This window comes from Actinomycetospora sp. C-140, from assembly GCF_054796175.1.
In genome coordinates, this window is record NZ_JBTWNF010000007.1 from 207,448 (window position 1) to 228,917 (window position 21,470).

Below are 21,470 nucleotides of genomic sequence, written 5' to 3' on the forward strand. Positions count from 1 at the left end.
GCCGCCGGACGTGGGCTACGTCGTGCCGTAGACCCGGGCGAGCTCCGGCGTGATCTGGTCGAGCGCGTACGGCAGGCTCAGCGGGCTCGAGAAGCCGAGCGCCCCGGCCACCGGCGACGCCTCGTCGCCGAGGAACGCGACACGGTTGACCCGCACGGCGCCGAGGTTCGCGAACAGCGGGTTGGCCAGCGCCACCTGCGGCGGCACCCCGAGCACCGCGACGCCCTGCTGGTCGAGGCGGCCGAGCTGCTCGGTCGAGAGCGTCTCGGTGGTGTCCTGGACGCCCAGCCCCAGGGCGGTGAAGACCTGCGTGCGCGCGTCGTCGCGGCCGAGGAGGTTGTACTCACCCGAGGCCACGAGCGCGACCGCGATGTTCTTGCCGGCGAACTGGGGGTTCGCCGTCCGGGCGTCGGCGAAGCGGCGCTCGACGTCGCCCACGACCTGCTCACCCCGCTCGGGCACGCCGAGGGCTCGGGCGGTGATCCGGGTCTGCTCCTGCCAGGGCGCGGCCACGTTCTCGACGGGGTCGGCGACCGTCGGCGCGATCTGCGAGAGCCGGTCGTAGGTGGCCCGGTCCATGTAGGAGTACACGCCGAGGATCAGGTCGGGCTGCAACGACGCGACCTTCTCGATGTCGATCTCGTTGCCGCCGACCATCTCGGGCCGCGCGCCGTTCAGGGCCTGCTGCGCCCAGGGTCGGGTGGTCTCGTCGAAGGCGCCGATGAAGTCACGCACCCCGACCGGGACGGTGCCGAGCGCGAGGGCGAAGTCGGCGTCGTTGTAGCCGACGGTCACGACGCGCGTGGGCTTCGTCGGGATCGTGGTCTGCCCGAAGGCGTGCTGGACCGTCACCGGGAAGCCCGGTGCGGGAGCCGCCCCGCTGGAGCCCTGCTCGTCACCTCCCCCACCGCATCCGGCGAGCACGAGGGCGAGGACCGCGGCCAGCGCGCCCAGCAGGCGGGCGGTCGCTCCGGTGGGGACGAGGGACATGCAAGCGCTCCGTGGATCGTCGGCGATCGGAGAGTGATCTCGATAGGGGAGGCTTACCTAACGTCGAGGAGACGTCAACCGTCCGCTATGTGACGTATCGCCCGATCGGGACGACCATGGGCGTCCCGGCGACGGGATCGGGGACGACGCGCGCCTCGAGCCCGAACACGTCGCGCACCGTGTCCTCGGTGAGCACCTCGTGCGGGGTCCCCTCGGCGGCGATCTCGCCGCGGTGCAGCGCCACCAGCCGCTCGGCGTAGCGGGCGGCGAGGTTGAGGTCGTGCAGCACCATCACCACGGTGCGGCCGCGCTCGCGGTTGAGACGGGCGACGAGCTCGAGCACGTCGACCTGGTGGGCGAGGTCGAGGAACGTCGTGGGCTCGTCGAGCAGTAGGACCTCGGTGCCCTGCGCCAGTGCCATCGAGATCCACACCCGCTGACGCTGCCCGCCCGACAGCGTGTCGAGGGTCCGCTCGGCGAACCCGGCCATCCCTGTCCACTCCAGGGCCTCGGCGACGGCCTCCTCGTCCTCGGCCGACCACTGCCGGAACCAGCGCTGGTGCGGGTGCCGGCCGCGCGCGACGAGGTCGGCGACCGTGATGCCCTCCGGCGCCGTCGGGTCCTGGGGCAGCACGCCCAGCACCGTCGCGATCTCACGGGACGGGACGGCGTCGAGGCGCCGACCGTCGAGCATGACGTGGCCGTGCTTCGGCGCGAGCAGCCGTGCGAGCGTGCGCAGCAGCGTCGACTTGCCGCAGCCGTTGGGGCCGATGACGGCGGTGACGGTGCCGTCGAGGACGTCGAGGTCCAGCCCCTCGGTCCCGCCGACGACGAGGGCGTCGCCGTAACCGACCCGGATGCCCTCGGCGTGGAGGCGGACAGCCGGTGCGGCGTCGTCGGGGCCGGTGGTGACGGCGCTCTCGGTCTCGGCGCTCACGCGGAGTCCTTCCTCGTCCGGCGGACCAGCAGGTACAGCAGGTAGGGGGCGCCCAGCACGACGGTGACGACGCCGACGGGGACCTCACCGCCGAGCACGGTGCGCGCCACGAGGTCGCCGCTGACGACGAGCACCGCGCCGGCGATCGCCGACGCCACCAGGGGTGGTCGGGAGCCGCCGGTCAGGCGCAGGGACACCTGGGGAACCATCAGGGCGACGAAGCGGATGGGGCCGGCCGCTGCTGTCGCGGACGCCGCGAGGACGACGGCCAGCCCCAGTAGCGAGATCCGGGTGCGATCGACCCGCACACCGAGGCCCCGCGCGGTGTCGTCGCCGAGGTCGAGGGCGTCGAGGCGGAAGGTCAGCGCGATCGCGACCGGTACCGCCAGGACGAGCACGACCGCGACGGGCAGCGCGTGCTCCCAGCCCCGGGCGTTGAGCGAGCCGCGCAGCCACACCAGCGCGAGGCCCGCCTGCTGCACGTTCGCGATCACGAGCAGCCACGACGTCACCGACACCAGCGCGACGCTGATGCCCAGGCCCACGAGGATGAAGCGGAACGCGTCGAGCCCCTGGCGATAGGCGAGCACCACGACCAGCGCCGCGGCGAGCAGCCCGCCGACGAGCGCCGCGAGCGGGAGCCCGAGGGCCGCGAGCAGGCCGACCGCCGACCCGCCGGTGCCGGCCAGCACCAGCACGAGCAGCGCGGCGACGCCGGCGCCGTCGGTGACGCCGAGGACGTCGGGGCTCGTGAGCGGGTTGCGGGCGACGCCCTGGGTGATCGCCCCGGCGATGCCGAGCGCGGCCCCGACCAGGGCCCCGGTGAGGACGCGGGGCAGCCGCAGCTCGGTGACGACGAACGTCTCGCCCCGGCTGCCGCCACCGAACAGCACGCGCAGGACGTCGCCGACGGCGATCGGGTAGTCGCCGCGCCCGATGCTCACCGCGCCGACCACGACCAGCACGGCGGCGCCGACGAGCACGACGGCCGCCGTGCGCGGGCGCCAGACCGCCGAGACCGGGCCGACGCGCAGGGAGCGGCGGCCCGCGACGGTGTCGTACCGGGGGGTGTCCGTCGTGGTCTCCGTGCTCACAGCCGCACCGACCTCCGGCGCACGAGGGCGATGAAGAAGGGCGCGCCCACGATCCCGAGCACGATGCCGACCGCGAGCTCGCCGGGACGCACGACCACCCGGCCGACCACGTCGGCGGCGAGCACGAGCACGGCCCCGACCAGCGCCGACAGCGGCAGCAGGCGCCCGTGGGAGGGGCCGACCAGCGACCGCACGATGTGCGGCGCGATCAGCCCGACGAACCCGATCGGCCCGGCGACCGCCACCGACGCCCCCGCGAGCAGGGTGACCGCGAGCAGGCCGACGACCCGGGCACGCGTGACGTTCTGCCCGAGCCCGCGCGCGCTGTCCTCCCCGAGGGCGAGGACGTCGAGCGCGCGGGCGTTCGCCGCGGCCAGCAGGAGGCCCACGAGGACGAAGGGCAGTACCTGCACGATGAGGTCGGCGCCGCGGTCGTCGAGCGCGCCCGCGGACCAGAACCGGTAGGCGTCCAGCGAGGGGCCGTCGCCGAGGACGAGCCCCGAGGTGATCGCGAGCAGCAGCTCCGACACGGCGAGCCCGGCGAGCGCCAGGGTCACCGGCGTCGGTCCGCCCCGGCTCGCGGCGCCGAGCGCGAACACGATCGTCGCCGCCAGCGCCGCCCCGGCGAAGGCGAACCAGATGTAGCCGTAGACCCCGCTGATGCCGAGGACGGTCGTCGCGAGCACGACGCAGAACGCCGCGCCGCCGCTGATGCCGAGGAGGCTCGGGTCGGCGAGCGGGTTGCGCGTGTGGCCCTGCATGAGCGAGCCGGCGACCCCGAGCGACGCGCCGACCATCGCCCCGAGCAGCGTGCGCGGCAAGCGCAGGTCCCGGACGACGATGTCGGCGGGCGAGCCGGTGGGCGCCACCAGCGCGCGCCACACCTCCTCGAGCGTCGTGGGTCCGGACCCGATCGCGATGCTGAGCACCACGACGACGGCCAGGGCGCCGAGCCCGAGGCCGAGGGCCAGCAGCGGGCGTCCCCGCCGCCGCACCGGCGTGCGGGCCAGGGGACGTCCGGCGATGGCCGTGGAACCCACCGCGCACCCTTCCGTCGACTGCAGGTGTGCTTAGGCGAACCTAACAGTTGGCCGACGGACGGGCCGGGCATGCGACGGGCCCCGCTCCGCGATTGGAGCGGGGCCCGACGAAACGAGCTACGCCTCGCCGAGCTTGACGAGCGTGAGGTCGTTGTGGCTGAGGTTGTCGTTCAGGAAGCTGCTGCAGTTCGCGATGTTGGCGATGTTGTTACCGGCGATCGGCGTCTGCGTGACGATGTTGCTCAGCGAGTCACCGCTGATGTCGGAGCCAGCCCCGGCGTTGCCACCGGTGAACTCGCAGCTCGTCTCCGAGCTGTGCGACCGCTTCGACTCGTGGTGGTCGCTGTCGTGGCACTCGGTCGCCGACGCGAACGGTGCGGCGGCCAGCAGCCCGGCCGTGACGCCCGCGGTCACGACACCCATCTTCTTCAGCACAGGGACTCCTCGTGTGGCAGTTCTGGGGAGCGGGGAACGCCCCGAACGTGTCCGCCCGTGGTGGCCCCCTCGCCGCCGCGCGGGCCGGATTCCGACTCACACGGTGACGACTCCACTCAACGAGGTGATGTCGACGGCGTTACGCGTCGTCGCGAAGAACTACCCTCCGTAACATGAGTCGCTCCGCGCGGGCTCCTTTACCTCCCTTTGCGGTCCTCTGTTGACCTCGTCGGAGCAGCACCGACGAGCCGTCGGGACACCTGGCGAGCCCAACGCTCTCCCCTCGCCGGTGACTCACCGCACACGACCGGGGACCGCATCCGCCCCGCTCGTCCAGGTGTGGTCGCGGTCACCATCGACTAGCGTCGCCGGGGATCCCCGGCGAAGGAGCGAAGTGATGGCGGACCAGGCCCCTGGGGCGTGCTTTCGACTGATCTACAGCAGTCACCTGCGCATCCCCGCGCACGAGCGCAAGGCCCAGCTCGGGGCGATCTTCAGCACCGCACGCTCGAACAACACCAAGCACGACGTCACCGGCGCGCTGCTGGTGTGGCACGACAGCGTCGTCCAGGCCCTGGAGGGCGACGAGGCGGTCGTCCGCGAGCTCTACGAGACGATCCGCAAGGACCCCCGGCACGAGCGGCTGACGATCCTCGAGGAGTCCCCGGACGCCGAGCGGGCGTTCGGGCGGTGGTCGATGGCGCGGGTGTCCGACGACGAGGACGAGCCCGACATCCCCCTGCTCATGAACCGCGACAAGGGCGGCATCTCCCCCGCCGCCCCGCGGCCGACGACCGCTGCACAGGACGAGGTCGTCTCGACGATGCGCGGGTACGCCCGCGCGGCCGCGCCCGCCTGAGCACGGACGCGGCGGCTCGACGAGGCCGACGGGTCACGCGCCCATCGTCGTCTTCATGTGGTCGAGCACCGCGTTGTGCTCCTGCGCGGGGCTGAAGAGGATGACCTCGGCGTCGCGCCCGACGCGCACGGTGTGGCCCGGCGGCCAGTAGAAGAGATCCTCGTCGGTGACGGTCTCCTGGGTGCCGTCGATGTAGGTGACGGTGACCTCGCCGGAGATGACGTAGCCCCAGTGCGGGGCGTGACAGCTGTCGCCGGGCAGCCCGGCGAGCAGCGGGGCGATGTCCGCGCCGCCGCCGAGCGAGAAGTACTCACCCGCGATCGAGCCGTAGCCCGTCGCCTCGCCGAAGTCCTGGCGCTGGCGGGCGATCGCGCCCGGCGCGTCGATCGTCCGCGGGATGTCGTCCTTGTGGATCCGCATGAGCCCCTCCGTGGTCCCGGGCGGGCCGCTCGGCGCCGCCGACGGGACCGAGCGTGCGCAATCGCCCTTGCAGCCCATCGGTGACCCTTCGGTCATCAATGAGACGTGAGGCACACTCGTTCGATGGAGTTCCGGGTCCTCGGTTCCCTCGAGGTCGTCACCGAGGGCCACCGACGGGCGCTCGGCGGGCCGAAGCCGCGCCTGCTCCTCGCGGTGCTGCTCGCGCACCGGCGGCACATGATCACCACGGACCGTCTGGTCGACGTCCTGTGGGGCGAGGACACGCCGTCCACCGCGATCCCCACCCTGCAGACGCACCTCTCGCGCCTGCGCCGGACGCTGGACGGGGGCGGCGCCGTCCTCGAGACCCGCGCCCCCGGCTACCGCCTCATGGTGGCCGCGGCGGACGTCGACGCGGACCGGTTCGCCGCGGAGATCGACGGCGTGCGCGCGCGGATGGACGACGACCCGGCGGCGGCCCGCCGCCTCGCGGCGACGGCGCTCGCGCGCTGGCGCGGTCCGGCGTTCGCGGAGTTCGCCGGCGCCGACGGCGTCCGCGCCGAGGCGGGCCGGCTGGAGGAGCTGCGCGTCACCGGCCACGAGCTCGCGGCCGAGGCGGGCCTCGCGTGCGGGCTCCACCGCGAGGTCGTCGGCGAGCTCGAGGCGCTGGTGGTCGAGCACCCGCTGCGGGAGCGCCTCTGGTCGGCGCTGATGCTCGCGCTCTACCGCTCCGGCCGTCCGGCGGAGGCCCTCCGGCGGGCCCAGCAGCTGCGGCTCCTGCTGCGCGAGGAGCTCGGGATGGATCCGACGCCCGACGTCCGCGACCTCGAGCGGAAGATCCTCGTCGAGAGCCCCGAGCTCGACGGCCGCCCAGAGCCGGTGCGGGCGCCCGCCCCCGATCCCGTGCCCCCTCCCGCGTCCGACGACCTGGTCGGGCGCGCCTCGGACCTCGCGATCCTGCGCGACCAGCTCGCCGCGCACCGGCTGGTCACGCTCGTCGGCCCCGGCGGTGTCGGCAAGACCCGTCTCGCGCAGGAGCTCGCCGGCGCCCCGGGTGGGCACACGGTGCGGTGGACCGAGCTCGCCGCGGTGCGCTCCCCCGAGGCCGCCACGGCGACGCTGGCCACCGAGCTCGACCTGCAACGACGCCCGGAGCGCTCGCTGGAGGACTCGATCGTCGAGGCCCTGCGGTCGGCGGACCTCGTCCTGATCCTCGACAACTGCGAGCACGTGCTCGAAGCCGTCGCCCCGCTCGTCGCCCGCATCCTGCGGTGGTGCCCCGGCGTGCGCGTGCTCGCCACCAGCCGCGAGCCGCTCGGGCTCCCGGGCGAGGTCACGCACACCCTGGCGCCGCTGGCCGTGCCGGGCGCCCACGACGTCACCCCCGACGCCGTCCGCGCCTCCCCCGCCGTGACGCTGTTCGTCGCCCGGGCCACCGCCGCGCGCCGCGGGTACGTCCTCGACGCGCGGTCGGCGCGGGCCACGGCCGAGATCTGCGTGCGCCTCGACGGCCTGCCGCTCGCGCTCGAGCTCGCCGCCGCGCGGGTCCGGTCGATGACCGTCGCCGAGGTCGCCGAGCGCCTCGACGAGCGCTTCCGGCTCCTGGCGGGCCGGCACGACGCCGACGTGCGCCACCGCAGCCTGCGCGACGTCGTCGCGTGGTCCCACGGCCTGCTCGCGCCGGGCGAGCAGACGCTCTTCGCGCGGCTGTCGGTGTTCGCGGGCGGCTTCACGCTGCGCCGCGCCGAGGAGGTGTGCGCCGACGGCGACCTGGACCGCGCCGACGTCGCCGTCCTCCTCGCGACCTTGGCCGACAAGTCGATGGTGGTCGCCCGCGAGGTCGACGGCGGGACGCGCTACCGGCTCCTGGAGACGCTGCGGGCCTTCGCCAGGGCGCGCCTGGACGAGCGGCCGGAGGCGGCGGCCGTCCGGCTCGCGCACGCCCGCGCCCACCTCGACGCGGCCCGCGCCGCGCGCGAGGGGTTCGGCGGGCCCGAGGAGGGCACCTGGCTGCGGGAGGTCGACCGGGAGATGGAGGACCTGCGGGAGGCCTTCGGCACGAGCCTGGCCCTCGGCGAGGTCGACGTCGCCCTCGAGCTCGTCGCGTCGGTGCGCGAGTTCGCGTTCCGCGCGGTGCGCTACGAGATCTTCCGCTGGGCGGAGGCCGCGCTCGCCGCGCCCGGGGCCGAGGACCGGCCGTGGTCCCCCGTCGTGCTCGGGGTGGTCGCCTACGGACGCTTCGTGCGCGGGGAGCTGACGGGTGCGGTGGTCGGCGCCCGGCAGGCGCTCGCGAGCGCCGAGCGTCTCGGCGTCCCCACCGGCGCCCTGGCGGAACGCACGCTCGCGAACGCGCTGATCTACCGCGGCGACACCGACCCGTCACTGCGGGTCCTCGAGGAGATGAGCGAGGACGCGGCGCGCACCGGGGACCACGCCCTCGCCGCGCACGTGGACTACATGCGCTCGGTGGCCTCGACGAGCATCGGCGACCCGGCCGCGGCGCGGGCGCTCGCCGACCTCTCGCGGCAGGCGGCGCAGCGCAGCGGGTCGCCCACCGCGCGGGCGCAGGCCGCCTACGCGCTCGGCGTGTCCCGGGAGCGCGACGACCCCGAGCGGGCCCTGCGGTTCCTGCGCGAGAGCGTCGAGATCGCCGAAGAGGTCGGCAACCGCTGGCTGCGCGCGTTCGCCCGCACCGAGGAGCTGGCCGTGCGCGCCGCGCGGGGCGAGGTCGCGGCCGCGGTCGACGGCTGGCCCGAGGTCGTCGAGACCTGGTTCCGCGGCGGCGACTGGGCCAACCAGTGGCTCTCCCTGCGCCACGTCTTCGCGATCTTCGCCGGCCACGGGCTCGACGAGGTCGCGGTCGCCCTCCACGCCGCGATCGACGCGGCCGGGGCCGCCACCGCGCTGCCCTTCGAGCCGGTCGAGGCCGACCGGGTCGCCGCGACCGTCGAGACCCTGCGGACCCGGCTCGGCGCCGAGGCCTTCGACCGCGCCGTGCTGCGCGGGCGGACGCTGCGCGACGAGGAGGTCGTCGCCATGACCCTCGAGCACCTCGCGGCCCTGCGCTGATCCAGGCTGATCAGGCCGGTCAGTCGCGGCGCCCCAGCCCGTGGTCGCGCGCGAGCAGCGCGGCCTCCGTGCGCCCGGTGACGCCGAGCTTCGCGAAGATCGCCGAGAGGTTGTTGGTGACGGTCTTGGTGGCGACGCCGAGGCGGGCGGCGATGGTGGCGGTGGGGACGCCGGTGGCGAGCATGTCGAGGACCTGGCGCTCGCGGGCGGTCAGCTCGGTGAAGGCGTCCACGCTGGGCGGCCTCGGCGTGACGCCCGCTCCGAGGAACGTCGCCCCGGCCGCCACGGCGTGGATGGCCCGCACGATCTGCTGGCGCGAGTCGCCCTTGAGCACGTAGCCGGCCGCGCCCGCGTCGAGCGCCGCACGCACGGAGGTGTCGTCGTCGAGCATGGTCAGCACGAGGACCCCGACCTCGGGTGCCTCGGAGCGCACCCGGCGCGTCGCCTCGACCCCGTCGATGCCGCCGGGCATGTGCAGGTCGACCACGAGGACGTCCGGCCGGCCGGTCACCGCGGCGTCGACCGCCTCGTCGCCGGTTCGCGCGGTGGCGAGCACCTCGATCCCCTCGGTCGCCGTCAGCAGGGCCGCCAGCCCGTCGCGGATGACGGGGTGGTCGTCGGCGAGCACCACCCGCACCGCCGGCTCGGTCACGACGGGACCCGGGCGAGCGGCAGCCGCGCCTCGACCCGCCCGCCTGCCGGCGACGGCGCCGCGGACACGAGGCCGCCGAGCTCCGCGGCGCGCTCGAGCATCGACGCCAGCCCGACGCCGGCGTCCCAGCGGTCCGCGGCACCGGTCCCGTTGTCGCGGACACCGACGACCAGGTCGCCGTCGCACCGCCGGATGTCGACCTCCGCGTGCGTGGCGCCGGAGTGGCGGGCGACGTTGGTCAGGGCCTCGACGAGGATGCGATAGGCGGCGACCTCGACCGCCGCGGGCAGCTCGCCGACCGGCTCGTCGAGCACCGCGAACGCCAGCGGCGCCGGCTCCCCGCGCGCGAGCCGCTGGGCGTGCCGGCGCACCGCCTCGGCCAGGCCGAGCTCGTCCAGCGCGGTCGGGTGCAGCTCGTTGATGAGGCGCCGGACGTCGGCGAGCGCGCCCGTGACCCCGGTGCGGATGCCCTCGCCCAGCGTCGCGACCTGCCCGTCGGACAGCGTGACCACCGCGTCGGCCTGGAACGCGACGCCGGTGAGCACCGACGCGAGCCCGTCGTGCAGGTCGCGCCGCAGGCGTCGGCGCTCCTCCTCGCGCGCGGCGACGATCTCCTGCCGCGACCGCTGCACGGCCGCCGACAGCGCCTCGGCGTGCAGGGCGACGCCGATCGGCAGGGCCATGAGCTCGAGGACGGCGCGGTCGGACGCGGCGAGGCGCGCCTCGCCGGAGCGCACCCCGACCCGCAGCTCGCCGACGGTGCGACCGGCGTGCCGCAGCGGGAACGTCTCGACGTCCGCGGGTCGCGTCCCGGTCTCGCCGACGACGTCGCCGTCGACCGCGAGCGCCGCCCAGGGCAGCCGCAGGGCGCGGCACACGGCCGGGAGGACGTCCACCGGCCGGTCGAGCTGCTCGCCGACCGACGACATCGCGCGCACCGGGTCGGCGCGGTCGCCGTAGAGCAGGGAGTCGACCAGGCGCTGCAGCCGGACCCGGATCGGGTCGAAGGCGGCCGCGACGACGATCGTCGCCACCACCGAGGACGCCAGCCCGTCGGCCGGCCCGACCAGGCGCGCGACGAGCTCGACGACGGCGACGTAGGTCGCGACGAGCGCGACGGTCAGCACGAGGTACGTGACCGCCCGGGACCAGAGCAGGCGGATGTCGAGCAGCTCGTGGCGCAGGACGGCGACCGTGATCGCCATCGGGACGAGGGCGACCGCGACCGTGGAGATCACCGGGAAGACGGTGCCCGTGGGCATGAGCGTCCACAGCGCCCGCGTCGCCGCGATGACGACGACCGTCGCGACGGCGGCGAGCAGGGGCCAGAGGATCTGGCGGCGGGTGCGCTCGTCGCCGCGGCGGTAGCGCGCGACCAGCGTGACCACCCCGGCGAGGTAGGTCGCCGCCAGCACGACGTTCGACGCGACGTCGACCGGGCCGGACAGCAGACCGGGGACCGCCAGCACCGACCACGCCGGCGGCGCCTGGCCCGCCGCGAACCCGGCGACCGTCTGGAGGGGATAGGGGTCGGCGCTGAACAGCAGGACCTGCACGACCCCGTTGACCAGCGCGACCGCGAGCAGCGGGCGCGGCACCCGGCCGTCCGGGAACACCAGCAGGGCCAGGGGCAGGAGCAGGCCGATCGCCCACGGCCAGGCCGCGGAGTAGACCGTCGCGGTCCAGGTGATCGCGGTCGGGTCGCCGGCGACGAGCGCCGCGGCGAGCCAGGGGGTCACCGCCGCGGTGGCCGTCTGCGCGACGCCGGCCCCGAGCAGCACCCAGCCCAGCGGGTGACGTGGTCGGTACGCCGCGATCAGGCCCCCGCAGAGGGTGCCGACGGTGCCGATGACCGCGTTGGAGACGAGGAAGCTGTCCCGGGCCGCCGCGAAGGACATGCCCGTGACGAGGACGCCCACGACCGCCGCCACCGTCTCCGCGAGCCCCACGGCGGTGACGGCGATCGCGAGCCACGGCGGCCGGTCGGTACGGGTGCCCCCCATGTGCTCATCCTGCGACCCCGCCGGGCACTTGTCTGCGGCCGTTTCTCCCGGTCAGGCCGGGATGTTCCTCCCGACGGCCCCGGGTGCGCGCCGGGAGCTGCGGCCCTGCCGGGCGGGACGCTCGCGCGCCGAGGCTCGCTCCTGATCCGTCCACCCCCGACATCCGGGAGCAGCCATGACCGACACCCTCGCCCGCACCGACACCGGCGTCCGACCCTCCGGCGTCGCCGCCGCCGTCGCCGGCGTCGTGATCACCGTCCTCGGGATCGTCGGCGCCCTGGACCCGGGCGCCGTGGGCGCCGGCTGGTTCGCGGCCGTCGTGCCCGCCGGCCTGCTGTTCGCCGCCGCGATCGTCGGTGTGCGACGCCTCGCGGGCGCGGTCGGCGCCTCCGGCCTCGTCACGGGCGCCCTCGCCGTCGCCGCGGTCGCCATGACGGTCTTCTCGCTGGCCCACGCCTACGCGCTGGTCGACGAGGACACGGCAGTGACCCTCTTCAGCGTCTTCATGGTCCTCGCCGCCGGCGGGCTCGTCGTCGCGGCGATCGGGATGGTCCGCGGCCCGGCCATCCTGCCGCGGTGGGCGACGCTCGCGGCCGGCGTGTGGCCGCTCGCGACCATCCCGGCCGCCGGGGCGCTCGGCGACGTCCCCCGCAGCGTCGCCATCGCCGTCTGGGGCCTCACCTGGATCGCGCTGGGGATCGCCCTGGTGCGCCTCCGGCGCATGTGAGCACTTCGGAGTGCTGGGGCACTCCGAAGTGCTCACGCGCCGCAGGCACCCGGCGTCGCGGCAGCACGACGTCGGGCAGGACGGCGGCCCCGTCGCGCGGCAGGCGCAGCGCCGTCGGCCCGGCGTCGAGGCCGCGACCCGGCACGACGACGAGCTGGCCGCCCGGCGTCGTGCCGGTCGCGTACGCGCCGTCGGCGTCGGTGACCACCGGCGTGCCGCCCGTGCCGTCGCGGTCCACGAGGGTCACGGTCGCGGACACCGGCGCGAGATCGGCGTCGAGGACGCGGCCCAGGATCCCGGGGTCCTCGTCGGCCCAGTCCACCAGGAAGCCCCGGGCGTCGGCCAGGGCGGTGACCGCCTCGTGCAGGCTGAGCAGCTCGCGGACGACGGGGTCGCCGGGCCGGCCGGTGCGGTCGGCGTGGGCCAGGAGGTCGCCGACCGCCCGCGTCGCGGCGCGCGGCGTGGTGGGGTCCTCGGCGCCCCACCGCTCCGCCAGGCGCGCCAGGCGATGCGCCCCGCCCCCGTCGCTCCCCCGGCCCCGGGGCACCGCGCGGGCCGCCCGGGCCAGCCGCGCGGCGTGGTACGCGACCGTGGTCCACCCCGTCAGCCGACGGCGGGTGTCGCGGTCCGGGACGACGAGCAGGGTGCGCGTGAGCGGGTCGGTGACCGTGAGCATCTGGTGCACCGCGGCGTCGAGGGAGCGGGCGTCGGCGCCCAGGTCGACGGCCGCGTCGGGCCGGCGCAGCCACAGGTCGACGTCGTCCAGCAGTGTCGTCAGGCGCTCGAGCAGCACCCGGCGTGCGCCCGACACGGCGTCCCGCGCGTGCGTCGGCACCACGAGGAACGCGACCGCCGCGCCGATGACCCCGCCCAGCACCGTCTCCCCGAGGCGCAGGAGCATCAGCGACGGCGTGAAGCTCCCGAGCAGGGCGTAGAGCTCGCCGACGAGCAACGTGATGAAGAAGATCATCAGCGCGTACGAGACCTTGAACAGGTAGAAGCCGAGGAAGACGCTCAGCAGCATCACCGGCACGGCGACGGCGGGCGAGCCGCCGGTCAGCGCCACCAGCGGGATGGCGCCGACGAGGCCGACCATCGTGCCGACGATGCGGTGCCCGGCCTTGCGGACGGTCTCCGCGGCGGTCGCGGTCCCGGTGAAGGCGAGGAACGCGGCGAGCACGGCCCAGTACCAGCGCTGACCGGAGACGACGTCACCGAGGGCGACCGCCAGCGCCGTGGCGAGGCCGACCTGCAGCGCCTGGCGTGTCGGCAGGGCGAGGTGGGACGCCCACGACCGGGGTGACGCGCTGCCGTCGACGACGGCGTCGCGCATCGCCATCACCGTCACGCCCGAGCCGGGCAGGAACCCGCCGAAGAGCTCGACGGCGGGGGCGAACTCGGGGAAGTCACCTGTCTCCGCCGGGCTCCGCTCGCCCGCGACGGCCGCCGACCACGCGTCCCGCGCGGCCACCAGCGCTCCGACGGCCGCCACGGCCGCCTCACCGTCGGCGTGGTCCGCGCGGGCGCCGTCCGCCGCCGCGCGCGCCTCCTCCCACCGGCCCGCACCGACGAGACCGAGCAGATTCCGGATCTCCGTGCCGTCGCCGGGCCGCTCCGCGAGGCGGCGGGCGGCGTCCACCACCGCCCGCGTCGCGAGCTCCCCGTCGATCACCGCGTGCCGCACGGCCCGCGCGTGGGCGTCGGCCGCGACCGCGATCCCCAGCTGGCCGTCCAGCATCAGCGCCGCCTCGGTGACGGCGACGAGGCGGTCGTGGACCCGGTCGCGCCGCCGCTCGTCGCCGGGCGCGTCGAGCATCTCCCCCGCCGCCGCGACGGCGCGCTGGACCCGTGCCGAGAAGGCGCGCACCGTCCGGCGCAGCACCCGGTCGTGACGCACCGGGAGCACCACCAGCGACAGGAACGTCGCCCACGCGAACCCGACCGCGACGGCCAGCAGGACCCCCGGCACCTGCTCGGGGCGCAGGCCCAGGAAGAGGGCGAAGAAGTAGCCCATGAACGTGACCATGCCGCCGATGAAGTAGCGCGGCCCGAACCGCCTGATGACGACCGCGAGCATCATGACCAGCACGAACGTCACCAGCGACAGGACACGGACACGGTCGACGAGCAGGGCGGTGCCCATGCCGCCGAGCAGGAACAGCGACATCACACCGAGCGTCGCGGCCCGCCCGGCCCGCGTCGGGTCCGAGACGCCGAACGCGGCCATCATCGCGATGACCCCGCCGAGCATCATCGGCACGAGCGCGGAGGGCAGGCCGAAGAGGCGGACGACGGCGAGCTCGACGAGCAACGCCGACCCGACCCCGACCGTGGCCCGCCCGGCCGAGGTCAGGCGGACGAGCCCGGGGTCGGACGCCACCAGGCGGTGCCACCACTCGCGCGTCGTCGCGCCGGCACCGGATAGTTGCACAGGCTAAGCATATGGGCGGCGGGGTGCCGGCGCCCGGCGTTGTCGACCTCGTCACCGCCGGGCGACGGAGCGGCACGTCCCCGTCGGCCCCGGGACGGCCCCGCCTGCCAGGATGCGGGAGGTGACCCCCGTCGACGGCCTGCCGCTGACCGGCGAGCGCACGGTCCCGGGGCTGGACGTGGAGAACTACTGGTTCCGGCGCCACGAGGCGGTCTACCTCGCGCTGGCGGCACCGTGCGCGGACCGCGTCGTGCTCGACGCCGGGGTGGGCGAGGGGTACGGGGCGGCGCTGCTGGCGTCCTCGGCCCGGCGGGTGGTCGCCCTCGAGCTGGACGCGGCGGTCGCGGCGTACGTGGGGGCCCGCTACCGGTCGGTGGCCGTCGCCCGCGCGGACCTCCAGGTGCTGCCCGTGGCCGACCGGGGCGTCGACGCCGTCGTGACGCTGCAGGTGATCGAGCACCTGTGGGACCAGCCCGGCTTCCTCGCCGAGTGTGCGCGGGTCCTGCGGCCCGGCGGGCGGCTGTACTGCGCGACCCCCAACCGCCTGACCTTCTCCCCGGGCGCCGGCCCCGAGGACCGCCCGCTCAACCCGTTCCACACCCGAGAGCTGACCGGAGCCGAGCTGGCCTCGCTGGTCACGTCCGCCGGGCTCTCCGTGGAGTCGCTGCTGGGGCTGCACCACGGGCCGGCCCTGCGCGCCCTCGACGCGCGCCACGGGGGGTCGCTGGTCGACGCGCAGGTGGCGCTGGCGCTGTCCGGCGAGGTGTGGCCGGAGACGCTCGCGGCCGACGTCGCCGCGGTGACCGCCGCCGACTTCGACCTGCGCGCCGACGACCTCGACGGCTCGCTGGACCTGCTCGTCACGGCGGTGCGGCCCGCCTGAGGCTCGGGGTGGGTGTTCGAGCGATGCGGCTGTGCTGGCGTGTGACGCCAGGATCGCCACATGCTCGCCGCCCGTCGCCCGGAACCGACTCCCGGGGCCCGTGCGAGACTCGGCGCCCCGGCAGGGGGCGACGACAGGGAGCGTGGTTGAGCAGGGAACCGGTGGGCACGTTCTGCCTCGTCCTGCACTCGCACCTGCCGTGGCTGCTGCGCCACGGCGCCTGGCCCGTCGGCGAGGACTGGCTCTACCAGGCCTGGGCGCACGCGTACCTCCCCGTCGTCGAGACCCTCGAGCGGCTCGCGTCCCGGGGCCACCGCGACGTCCTGACGCTCGGCGTGACCCCGGTGCTCGCCGCGCAGCTCGACCACCCCGCGGCGCTGCGCGCGATGCACTCCTGGCTGGCCGACTGGCAGCTGCGGGCGCACGAGGCACACCGGACGCACCCCGACCTCGCCACCCGTGAGCACCGCGCGGCCGCCCGCGCGCTGGAGGTCTTCGAGCGCGACTGGCGGCACGGGGCGTCGCCCGTCCTCCGTCGCCTGGCCGACGCGGGGGTCGTCGAGCTCCTCGGCGGACCGGCCACCCACCCCTTCGCCCCGCTGCTGCCCGGACGCGTCCGCCGCTTCCTGCTCGACGCCGGGCTGCGCGACGCGTCGCTGCGCCTGGGGCGGCGCCCGGCGGGCATCTGGGCGCCGGAGTGCGGCTACGCACCCGGCCTGGAGCACGACTACGCGGCCGCCGGCGTCGAGCGCTTCCTCGTCGACGGCCCGGCGCTGCGCGGCGACACCGCGGCCGCGCACCCGGTCGACGGCACCGACGTCGTGGCGTTCGGGCGGGATCTCGAGGTGACCTACCGCGTGTGGTCCCCGCGCGCGAGCTACCCGGGCGGCCCGGACTACCGCGACTTCCACACCTTCGACCACGCCACCGGGCTCAAGCCCGCCCGTGTCACGGGCCGGCGGGTGGCGCCCGGGGACAAGAAGCCGTACGACCCGGCGCGGGCCGCGGCGGCGGTGGCCCGGGACGCCGAGGACTTCGTCGGCGTCGTGCGGTCCCGGCTGGAGTCGCTGCGCTCGACCCGCGGCCGCCCGGGGCTCGTGGTGTCCGCGTTCGACACCGAGCTGTTCGGGCACTGGTGGCACGAGGGCCCGGCGTGGCTCGAGGCCGTCCTGACCGCCCTGCCGGAGGCGGGCATCCGCGTCACCACGCTGCGCGGTGCGGTCGAGGCCGGGCACGTCGAGGAGCCGGTCGTGCTGCCGGCGTCGTCGTGGGGGTCGGGCAAGGACTGGCGGGTCTGGGACGGCGCCGGGGTGCGCGACCTCGTCGCCGACAACGCCGAGGTCGCCGACCGGCTGCTCGCCGCCGTCGACGGCGCGGCGCCGACGGCGGGCCGCGACGCCACCCTCGACGCGCTCGCGACCCAGGCCGCGCTGGCGCTCTCGAGCGACTGGGCGTTCATGGTCACCAAGGACTCGGCCGCGCACTACGCCCGCCGCCGCGCGGCCGAGCACCGCGACCGCGTCCGCGAGCTCACCGACCTCCTGCCCGCCGGCCGTCACGCCGAGGCGGCCGCCCGCGCGGCCGTGTTCGCGGCCCAGGACGATGTGTTCGGACGCCTCGACGCCCGCGCCCTGCGCCGGCGCGACCCTGGCGACCGCCGCCGCGCCGCCCCTACCTACTCGGGAGTAGGGTCGCTCGCCTGACTGGTCAGCGAAGTGCCGTCGCAGACGCTCAGCGTCCGTATCGGTACTTCGATCATGAGTCCGGAAGGGGCCGCCGGTGCGGGTGCTGATGCTGTCCTGGGAGTACCCGCCGGTCGTGGTCGGCGGGCTCGGCCGGCACGTGCACGCGCTCGCGACGTCGCTGGCCGACGCCGGGCACGACGTCGTCGTCGTCGCCCGCCACCCGGCCGGCACCGACGCCGAGACGCATCCGACGACGCTCGAGCGCGCCGACGGCGTGCGCGTACTGCGGGTCGCCGAGGACCCGCCGCACCTGGAGTTCGTGCGCGACCTCGTCGCCTGGACCCTCGGGCTCGGCCACGCGATGGTCCGCGGGACGGCGCCGCTGCTCCGGGAGTGGACCCCCGACGTCGTCCACGCCCACGACTGGCTGGTCGCCCACGCCGCCGTCGCGCTGGCCGAGCTCGCGGACGCCCCGCTGGTCGCGACCGTGCACGCGACCGAGGCCGGGCGGCACGGCGGCTGGCTCTCCCAGCCGCTCAACCAGCAGGTGCACTCGGTGGAGTGGTGGCTCGCCCGCCGCGCCGACCGCGTCGTCACGTGCTCGCACGCGATGCGCGCCGAGGTGTCGGGGCTGTTCGACCTCGACCCCGACGACGTCACGGTCATCCACAACGGCATCGACCCGGCGACGTGGCACCGGGCGCCGACCCGGCCGGACGGACCGCCGACGCTGCTCTACCTCGGGCGCCTCGAGTGGGAGAAGGGGGTGCACGACCTGGTCGCCGCCCTGCCGGCGATCCGCCGCGCCCACCCCGGCACCCGACTGCTGGTCGCCGGCACCGGGTCCTGCAGCGACTGGCTCGCCGAGCGCGCCCGCGCCGCCCGCGTCCGCCGGTCGGTGCAGCTGCTCGGGCACGTCGACGACGCCGTGCTCCGCGACCTGCTCGCGACCGCCGACGCGGCCGTGCTCCCGAGCCGCTACGAGCCGTTCGGCATCACCGCGCTCGAGGCGGCGGCCGCCGGGGCGCCGCTGGTGGCGTCGCGGGCCGGCGGGCTGGGCGAGGTGGTCGTCGACGGGGTCACGGGCCTGTCGTTCGACCCCGGCGACGTCCCGGGCCTCGCCGCCGCGGTGATCCGCTGCCTCGACGACCCGGCGGCCGCGCGGGAGCGTGCCCGCGCCGCCCGGGCCCGGCTGGACACCGACTTCGCCTGGCCGCGCATCGCCGCCGAGACCGCGGCGCTCTACGACACCGCCCGCCCGGGTCCGGTCCGCGTCCTCGGCCGCCCGAAGATCCCGTCCGGGAACGTCTTCGGCCTCACGTGAGCAGTTGGCGCCCCGGGAGGGGCGCCAACTGCTCACGTGGGACGGGCCGGTTCCCCCGCCGACGTACCGCGCGCGCCGCCCTCGGAGGCCGCCTGCCCCGCCGCGAGCGCCGTCTTGCGGGCGATGTCGGCGAGGGCCTCGCGCTCGGCCGCCGCCGCCTCGTAGTCCGCCATCCGGTCGCGGACGACCCGTGCGGGGGCGCCGACGGCGACGGCGTGGTCGGGCACGTCGCCGCGCACCACGGCGTGGGCACCGAGCACGCACCCACGCCCCACCCGCGCGCCCCGCAGCACGGTCACCTTCGTCCCGATCCACGTCTCCGGCCCGATGCGCACCGGCGTCTTGACGATGCCCTGGTCCTTGATCGGCACGTGGACGTCGGCGTAGCGGTGGTCGAAGTCGCAGACGTAGATCCAGTCCGAGAGCAGCGTCGCCTCGCCGAACTCGATGTCCAGGTAGCAGTTGACCGTGTTCTCGTTGCCGAACACCGACTTGTCCCCGATGCGCAGCGAGCCCTCGTGGCAGCGCAGGCGCGTGTGGTCGCCGATGTGCACGAACCGGCCGATCTCCAGGCGCCCGAAACCCTCCCGCGCCTCGAGCTGCACGCCCTTGCCGAGGAACACGAGGCCGTGCAACAGGATGTGCGGCTGCCGGATCCGGACCTTGATCATCCGCCAGTAGCAGCGGAGGTGATAGGGCGTCCACGCCCGATGGCGCACGATCCAGCGCAGCGAGTCCGCGGTGAGCAGTCGCGGCTGGCGCGGGTCCGACCTCACGGTGCGAGACCCTACGATCGGTGACCCCCCTACGATCGCCCGGTGTCCCGCCCGTCGGTCAGCGTCGTCGGCAGCGTCAACCTCGACCTCGTCGCGCGCGTCGAACGCCTGCCCGCGGCCGGGGAGACGCTGTCCGCCCACGGCGTGACGCGCGTGCCCGGCGGCAAGGGCGCCAACCAGGCGCTCGCCGCCGCGCGCCTGGGCGCCCGGGTCCGGCTGCACGCCGCGGTCGGCGACGACCCGCTCGCCGGCGAGGCCCTGGCCCTGCTCCGTGACGGCGGCGTCGACCTCTCCGCCATCACCATCGTCGACCGGCCCACCGGCACCGCGATGATCCAGGTCGACGACGACGGCGACACCACGATCGTCATCGACCCGGGCGCCAACGACGCCCTCGTCGTGCACCCCGGCGACCTCCGCGCCGACGTCGTGCTCACCGTGCTCGAGGTGCCCGACGAGGCGGTCGCCACCGCCATGGCCGCCCCGGGCTACTGCGTGCTCAACGCGGCCCCCGCGCGGGCGGTCCCCGGTGACGTCCTCGCCGGCGTCGACCTGCTCTGCGTCAACGCCGCCGAGCACGGCGTCCTCGCCGCGCACGCCGACCTCGACGCCCTGCGCGCCGTCGCCGTCACCCACGGCGAGGCGGGCGCCGAGCTGCGCCGGCGCGGACGGATCGTCGCCCGCGCCGAACCGCCGCCGATCGACGCCGTCGACGGCACCGCGGCCGGCGACGCGTTCACCGCCGCGCTCGCGCTGGCATTGGCGACCGAGGTCGACGACGACACCGCGCTGCGCCGGGCCTGCCGTGCCGGGGCCCTCGCCGCCACCCGCGCCGGCGCCCAGCCCTCGCTGCCGACCCTCGACGAGATCGACGTCCCGTGATCCCGCTGGTCATCGACACCGACCCGGGTGTCGACGACGCCTACGCGATCGCCCTCGCCGCTCGCGCGCCCGAGGCCGACCTGCGCGCGGTGACCGCCGTGTTCGGCAACGTCGACCTGGCGACGACCATGACGAACGCGCGCCGGCTGCTCGGGATGCTCGGGCGCGGCGACGTCCCGCTCGGTGTCGGCGCCGAGCGCCCGTTGATCCACCCCACGACGCAGCGGGCGGCCGACGTCCACGGCGACGACGGGCTCGGCGGCGTCGCCGAGCGCTTCGGGCCTCTCGGGCCGGAGCCGGTCGGGCGCGGGCTCGAGCTCGTCGCCCGCGTGCTCGAGGCGGCCGCCGAGCCCGTCGTCCTCGCCGCGATCGGCCCCCTCACCGACGTGGCGCTGCTGCTCGCGACCCGTCCCGACCTCGCCGGGCGGATCGGGCGCCTCGTCGTCATGGGCGGCTCGATCGGCATCGGTGGCAACGTGAGCGCCGCCGCGGAGTTCAACGTCTGGTCCGACCCCGAGGCCGCCCGCCGCGTCCTCGTCGAGGAGCGGGTCCCGACGACGCTGGTCCCGCTGGACCTCACCCACGTCGTGACCGTCGACCGCGCGTGGCTGGAGGCGCTCGCCGCGTCCGGACCCGTCGGGGAGGCACTGGCGGCGACGCGCGACGTGTACGGCCGCGGCGAGGCCCTCGGCGTGGACCGGGTCCCGATCCACGACGCGGTCGCGCTGCTCGAGGCCGTCGCGCCCGGGACCCTGGCGACGGTGCCGCTCGAGCTCGAGGTCGACACCTCGCTCGGCCCGAGCCGCGGCACCGTGCACGCCGACCGCCGGGGCCGCGCGACCGGGGGCCGTGCCGTCGACGTCGCGCTGCCCGAGGGGACGGACGTCGACGCGGTGCGCGGCGCGCTGCTGGAGCGGTTGACCGGTCAGCGGTGATCGCGGCAGCGGGTCGCCTGGGGGCGGGCCTCGAGGCGCTCGTCGTCGATCGTCCGCCCGCACACCTCGCAGGTGCCCCAGCTGCCGTCGTCGACGCGCGCGAGGCCGGCGTCGAGCTCGGCGATCTGGCGCGCGACGTCGTCGGCCATCCCGCGGTCCTCCATCCGCGTCTCGACCTCGGTCGCGACGTCGGCCTCACGCCGCCCGAGGGCACCCTCGGAGTCCTCGGACGGGTCGGGCCTCTCGTTCGTCACGGCGCGGCCCAGCTCCTGCAGCCGCCGGCGTTCCTCGGTCATCCGCTCCCGCGCCTGCTGTGCATCCATGGCGC

At 75.8% G+C, this 21,470-nt stretch carries 19 protein-coding genes; 8 read left to right on the top strand and 11 right to left on the bottom strand.

The window, feature by feature from the left end; genetic code table 11:
• Positions 1-15: 15 nt before the first annotated feature.
• From ACR9E3_RS14200 to ACR9E3_RS14220, 5 genes are all read right to left on the bottom strand, one after another.
• A complete protein-coding gene (locus ACR9E3_RS14200) occupies positions 16-990 on the bottom strand; it encodes an iron-siderophore ABC transporter substrate-binding protein (RefSeq protein ID WP_460380941.1) in 975 nt (324 codons plus the stop codon).
• 85 nt (positions 991-1,075) lie between these two features.
• Positions 1,076-1,927, bottom strand: a complete 852-nt coding sequence (locus ACR9E3_RS14205; RefSeq protein WP_460380942.1) for an ABC transporter ATP-binding protein — start codon at positions 1,925-1,927, stop codon at positions 1,076-1,078.
• The gene (locus ACR9E3_RS14210) at positions 1,924-3,021 is read right to left on the bottom strand and encodes a FecCD family ABC transporter permease (RefSeq protein WP_460380943.1); all 1,098 of its coding nucleotides are present in this window, start codon (positions 3,019-3,021) and stop codon (positions 1,924-1,926) included. The genes ACR9E3_RS14205 and ACR9E3_RS14210 overlap by 4 nt, the downstream gene beginning before the upstream one ends.
• A complete protein-coding gene (locus ACR9E3_RS14215; protein WP_460380944.1) occupies positions 3,018-4,061 on the bottom strand; it encodes a FecCD family ABC transporter permease in 1,044 nt (347 codons plus the stop codon). Before ACR9E3_RS14215 ends, ACR9E3_RS14210 begins: the two co-directional genes overlap by 4 nt.
• A 117-nt stretch (positions 4,062-4,178) precedes the next feature.
• A complete protein-coding gene (locus tag ACR9E3_RS14220) occupies positions 4,179-4,475 on the bottom strand; it encodes a hypothetical protein (RefSeq protein ID WP_460380945.1) in 297 nt (98 codons plus the stop codon).
• Between the two features lie 418 nt (positions 4,476-4,893).
• On the opposite strand from ACR9E3_RS14220, the gene ACR9E3_RS14225 reads away from it, so the two are divergent.
• Positions 4,894-5,355: a BLUF domain-containing protein gene (locus tag ACR9E3_RS14225; RefSeq protein WP_460380946.1), complete on the top strand. Its 462-nt coding sequence runs from the start codon at positions 4,894-4,896 to the stop codon at positions 5,353-5,355.
• Between the two features lie 33 nt (positions 5,356-5,388).
• On the opposite strand, the gene ACR9E3_RS14230 is transcribed toward ACR9E3_RS14225, so the two are convergent.
• On the bottom strand, positions 5,389-5,775 hold the full coding sequence (locus ACR9E3_RS14230; protein ID WP_460380947.1) for a cupin domain-containing protein: 387 nt from the start codon (positions 5,773-5,775) through the stop codon (positions 5,389-5,391).
• Positions 5,776-5,898: 123 nt separating this feature from the next.
• Here ACR9E3_RS14230 and ACR9E3_RS14235 point away from each other — a divergent pair, with 123 nt between their 5' ends.
• The gene (locus ACR9E3_RS14235; RefSeq protein WP_460380948.1) at positions 5,899-8,844 is read left to right on the top strand and encodes a BTAD domain-containing putative transcriptional regulator; all 2,946 of its coding nucleotides are present in this window, start codon (positions 5,899-5,901) and stop codon (positions 8,842-8,844) included.
• A gap of 19 nt (positions 8,845-8,863) precedes the next feature.
• Here ACR9E3_RS14235 and ACR9E3_RS14240 read toward each other — a convergent pair whose 3' ends face one another.
• Both ACR9E3_RS14240 and ACR9E3_RS14245 read right to left on the bottom strand, forming a co-directional pair.
• Positions 8,864-9,496, bottom strand: a complete 633-nt coding sequence (locus tag ACR9E3_RS14240) for a response regulator transcription factor (RefSeq protein WP_460380949.1) — start codon at positions 9,494-9,496, stop codon at positions 8,864-8,866.
• The gene (locus ACR9E3_RS14245) at positions 9,493-11,499 is read right to left on the bottom strand and encodes a sensor histidine kinase (RefSeq protein ID WP_460380950.1); all 2,007 of its coding nucleotides are present in this window, start codon (positions 11,497-11,499) and stop codon (positions 9,493-9,495) included. Before ACR9E3_RS14245 ends, ACR9E3_RS14240 begins: the two co-directional genes overlap by 4 nt.
• Positions 11,500-11,674: 175 nt before the next feature.
• Between ACR9E3_RS14245 and ACR9E3_RS14250 the strand changes: the two genes are divergently transcribed.
• On the top strand, positions 11,675-12,226 hold the full coding sequence (locus tag ACR9E3_RS14250) for a hypothetical protein (protein WP_460380951.1): 552 nt from the start codon (positions 11,675-11,677) through the stop codon (positions 12,224-12,226).
• Here ACR9E3_RS14250 and ACR9E3_RS14255 read toward each other — a convergent pair.
• Positions 12,177-14,657 carry an FUSC family protein gene (locus ACR9E3_RS14255; RefSeq protein WP_460380952.1) on the bottom strand — a complete coding sequence of 827 codons (2,481 nt, stop codon included), beginning with the start codon at positions 14,655-14,657 and terminating at the stop codon, positions 12,177-12,179. The two genes, ACR9E3_RS14250 and ACR9E3_RS14255, sit on opposite strands and share 50 nt — an antisense overlap.
• 112 nt (positions 14,658-14,769) lie before the next feature.
• Here ACR9E3_RS14255 and ACR9E3_RS14260 point away from each other — a divergent pair, with 112 nt between their 5' ends.
• The 3 genes from ACR9E3_RS14260 to ACR9E3_RS14270 all read left to right on the top strand — a co-directional run bounded on the left by ACR9E3_RS14260 (position 14,770) and on the right by ACR9E3_RS14270 (position 18,549).
• A complete protein-coding gene (locus ACR9E3_RS14260) occupies positions 14,770-15,540 on the top strand; it encodes a class I SAM-dependent methyltransferase (protein ID WP_460380953.1) in 771 nt (256 codons plus the stop codon).
• 146 nt (positions 15,541-15,686) lie between these two features.
• A complete protein-coding gene (locus ACR9E3_RS14265; protein ID WP_460380954.1) occupies positions 15,687-17,243 on the top strand; it encodes a 1,4-alpha-glucan branching protein domain-containing protein in 1,557 nt (518 codons plus the stop codon).
• A gap of 76 nt (positions 17,244-17,319) precedes the next feature.
• Positions 17,320-18,549, top strand: a complete 1,230-nt coding sequence (locus ACR9E3_RS14270) for a glycosyltransferase family 4 protein (RefSeq protein ID WP_460380955.1) — start codon at positions 17,320-17,322, stop codon at positions 18,547-18,549.
• A gap of 32 nt (positions 18,550-18,581) precedes the next feature.
• Here the strand turns inward: ACR9E3_RS14270 and ACR9E3_RS14275 are convergent, their stop codons facing one another.
• Positions 18,582-19,325 carry an acyltransferase gene (locus tag ACR9E3_RS14275; protein WP_460380956.1) on the bottom strand — a complete coding sequence of 248 codons (744 nt, stop codon included), beginning with the start codon at positions 19,323-19,325 and terminating at the stop codon, positions 18,582-18,584.
• A gap of 42 nt (positions 19,326-19,367) precedes the next feature.
• On the opposite strand from ACR9E3_RS14275, the gene ACR9E3_RS14280 reads away from it, so the two are divergent.
• Together ACR9E3_RS14280 and ACR9E3_RS14285 are read left to right on the top strand one after the other, a co-directional pair.
• Positions 19,368-20,207, top strand: a complete 840-nt coding sequence (locus ACR9E3_RS14280) for a PfkB family carbohydrate kinase (RefSeq protein WP_460380957.1) — start codon at positions 19,368-19,370, stop codon at positions 20,205-20,207.
• The gene (locus tag ACR9E3_RS14285) at positions 20,204-21,142 is read left to right on the top strand and encodes a nucleoside hydrolase (protein WP_460380958.1); all 939 of its coding nucleotides are present in this window, start codon (positions 20,204-20,206) and stop codon (positions 21,140-21,142) included. The genes ACR9E3_RS14280 and ACR9E3_RS14285 overlap by 4 nt, the downstream gene beginning before the upstream one ends.
• On the opposite strand, the gene ACR9E3_RS14290 is transcribed toward ACR9E3_RS14285, so the two are convergent.
• Positions 21,133-21,465 carry a TraR/DksA C4-type zinc finger protein gene (locus ACR9E3_RS14290; protein ID WP_460380959.1) on the bottom strand — a complete coding sequence of 111 codons (333 nt, stop codon included), beginning with the start codon at positions 21,463-21,465 and terminating at the stop codon, positions 21,133-21,135. The genes ACR9E3_RS14285 and ACR9E3_RS14290 overlap by 10 nt on opposite strands.
• Positions 21,466-21,470 lie beyond the last annotated feature (5 nt).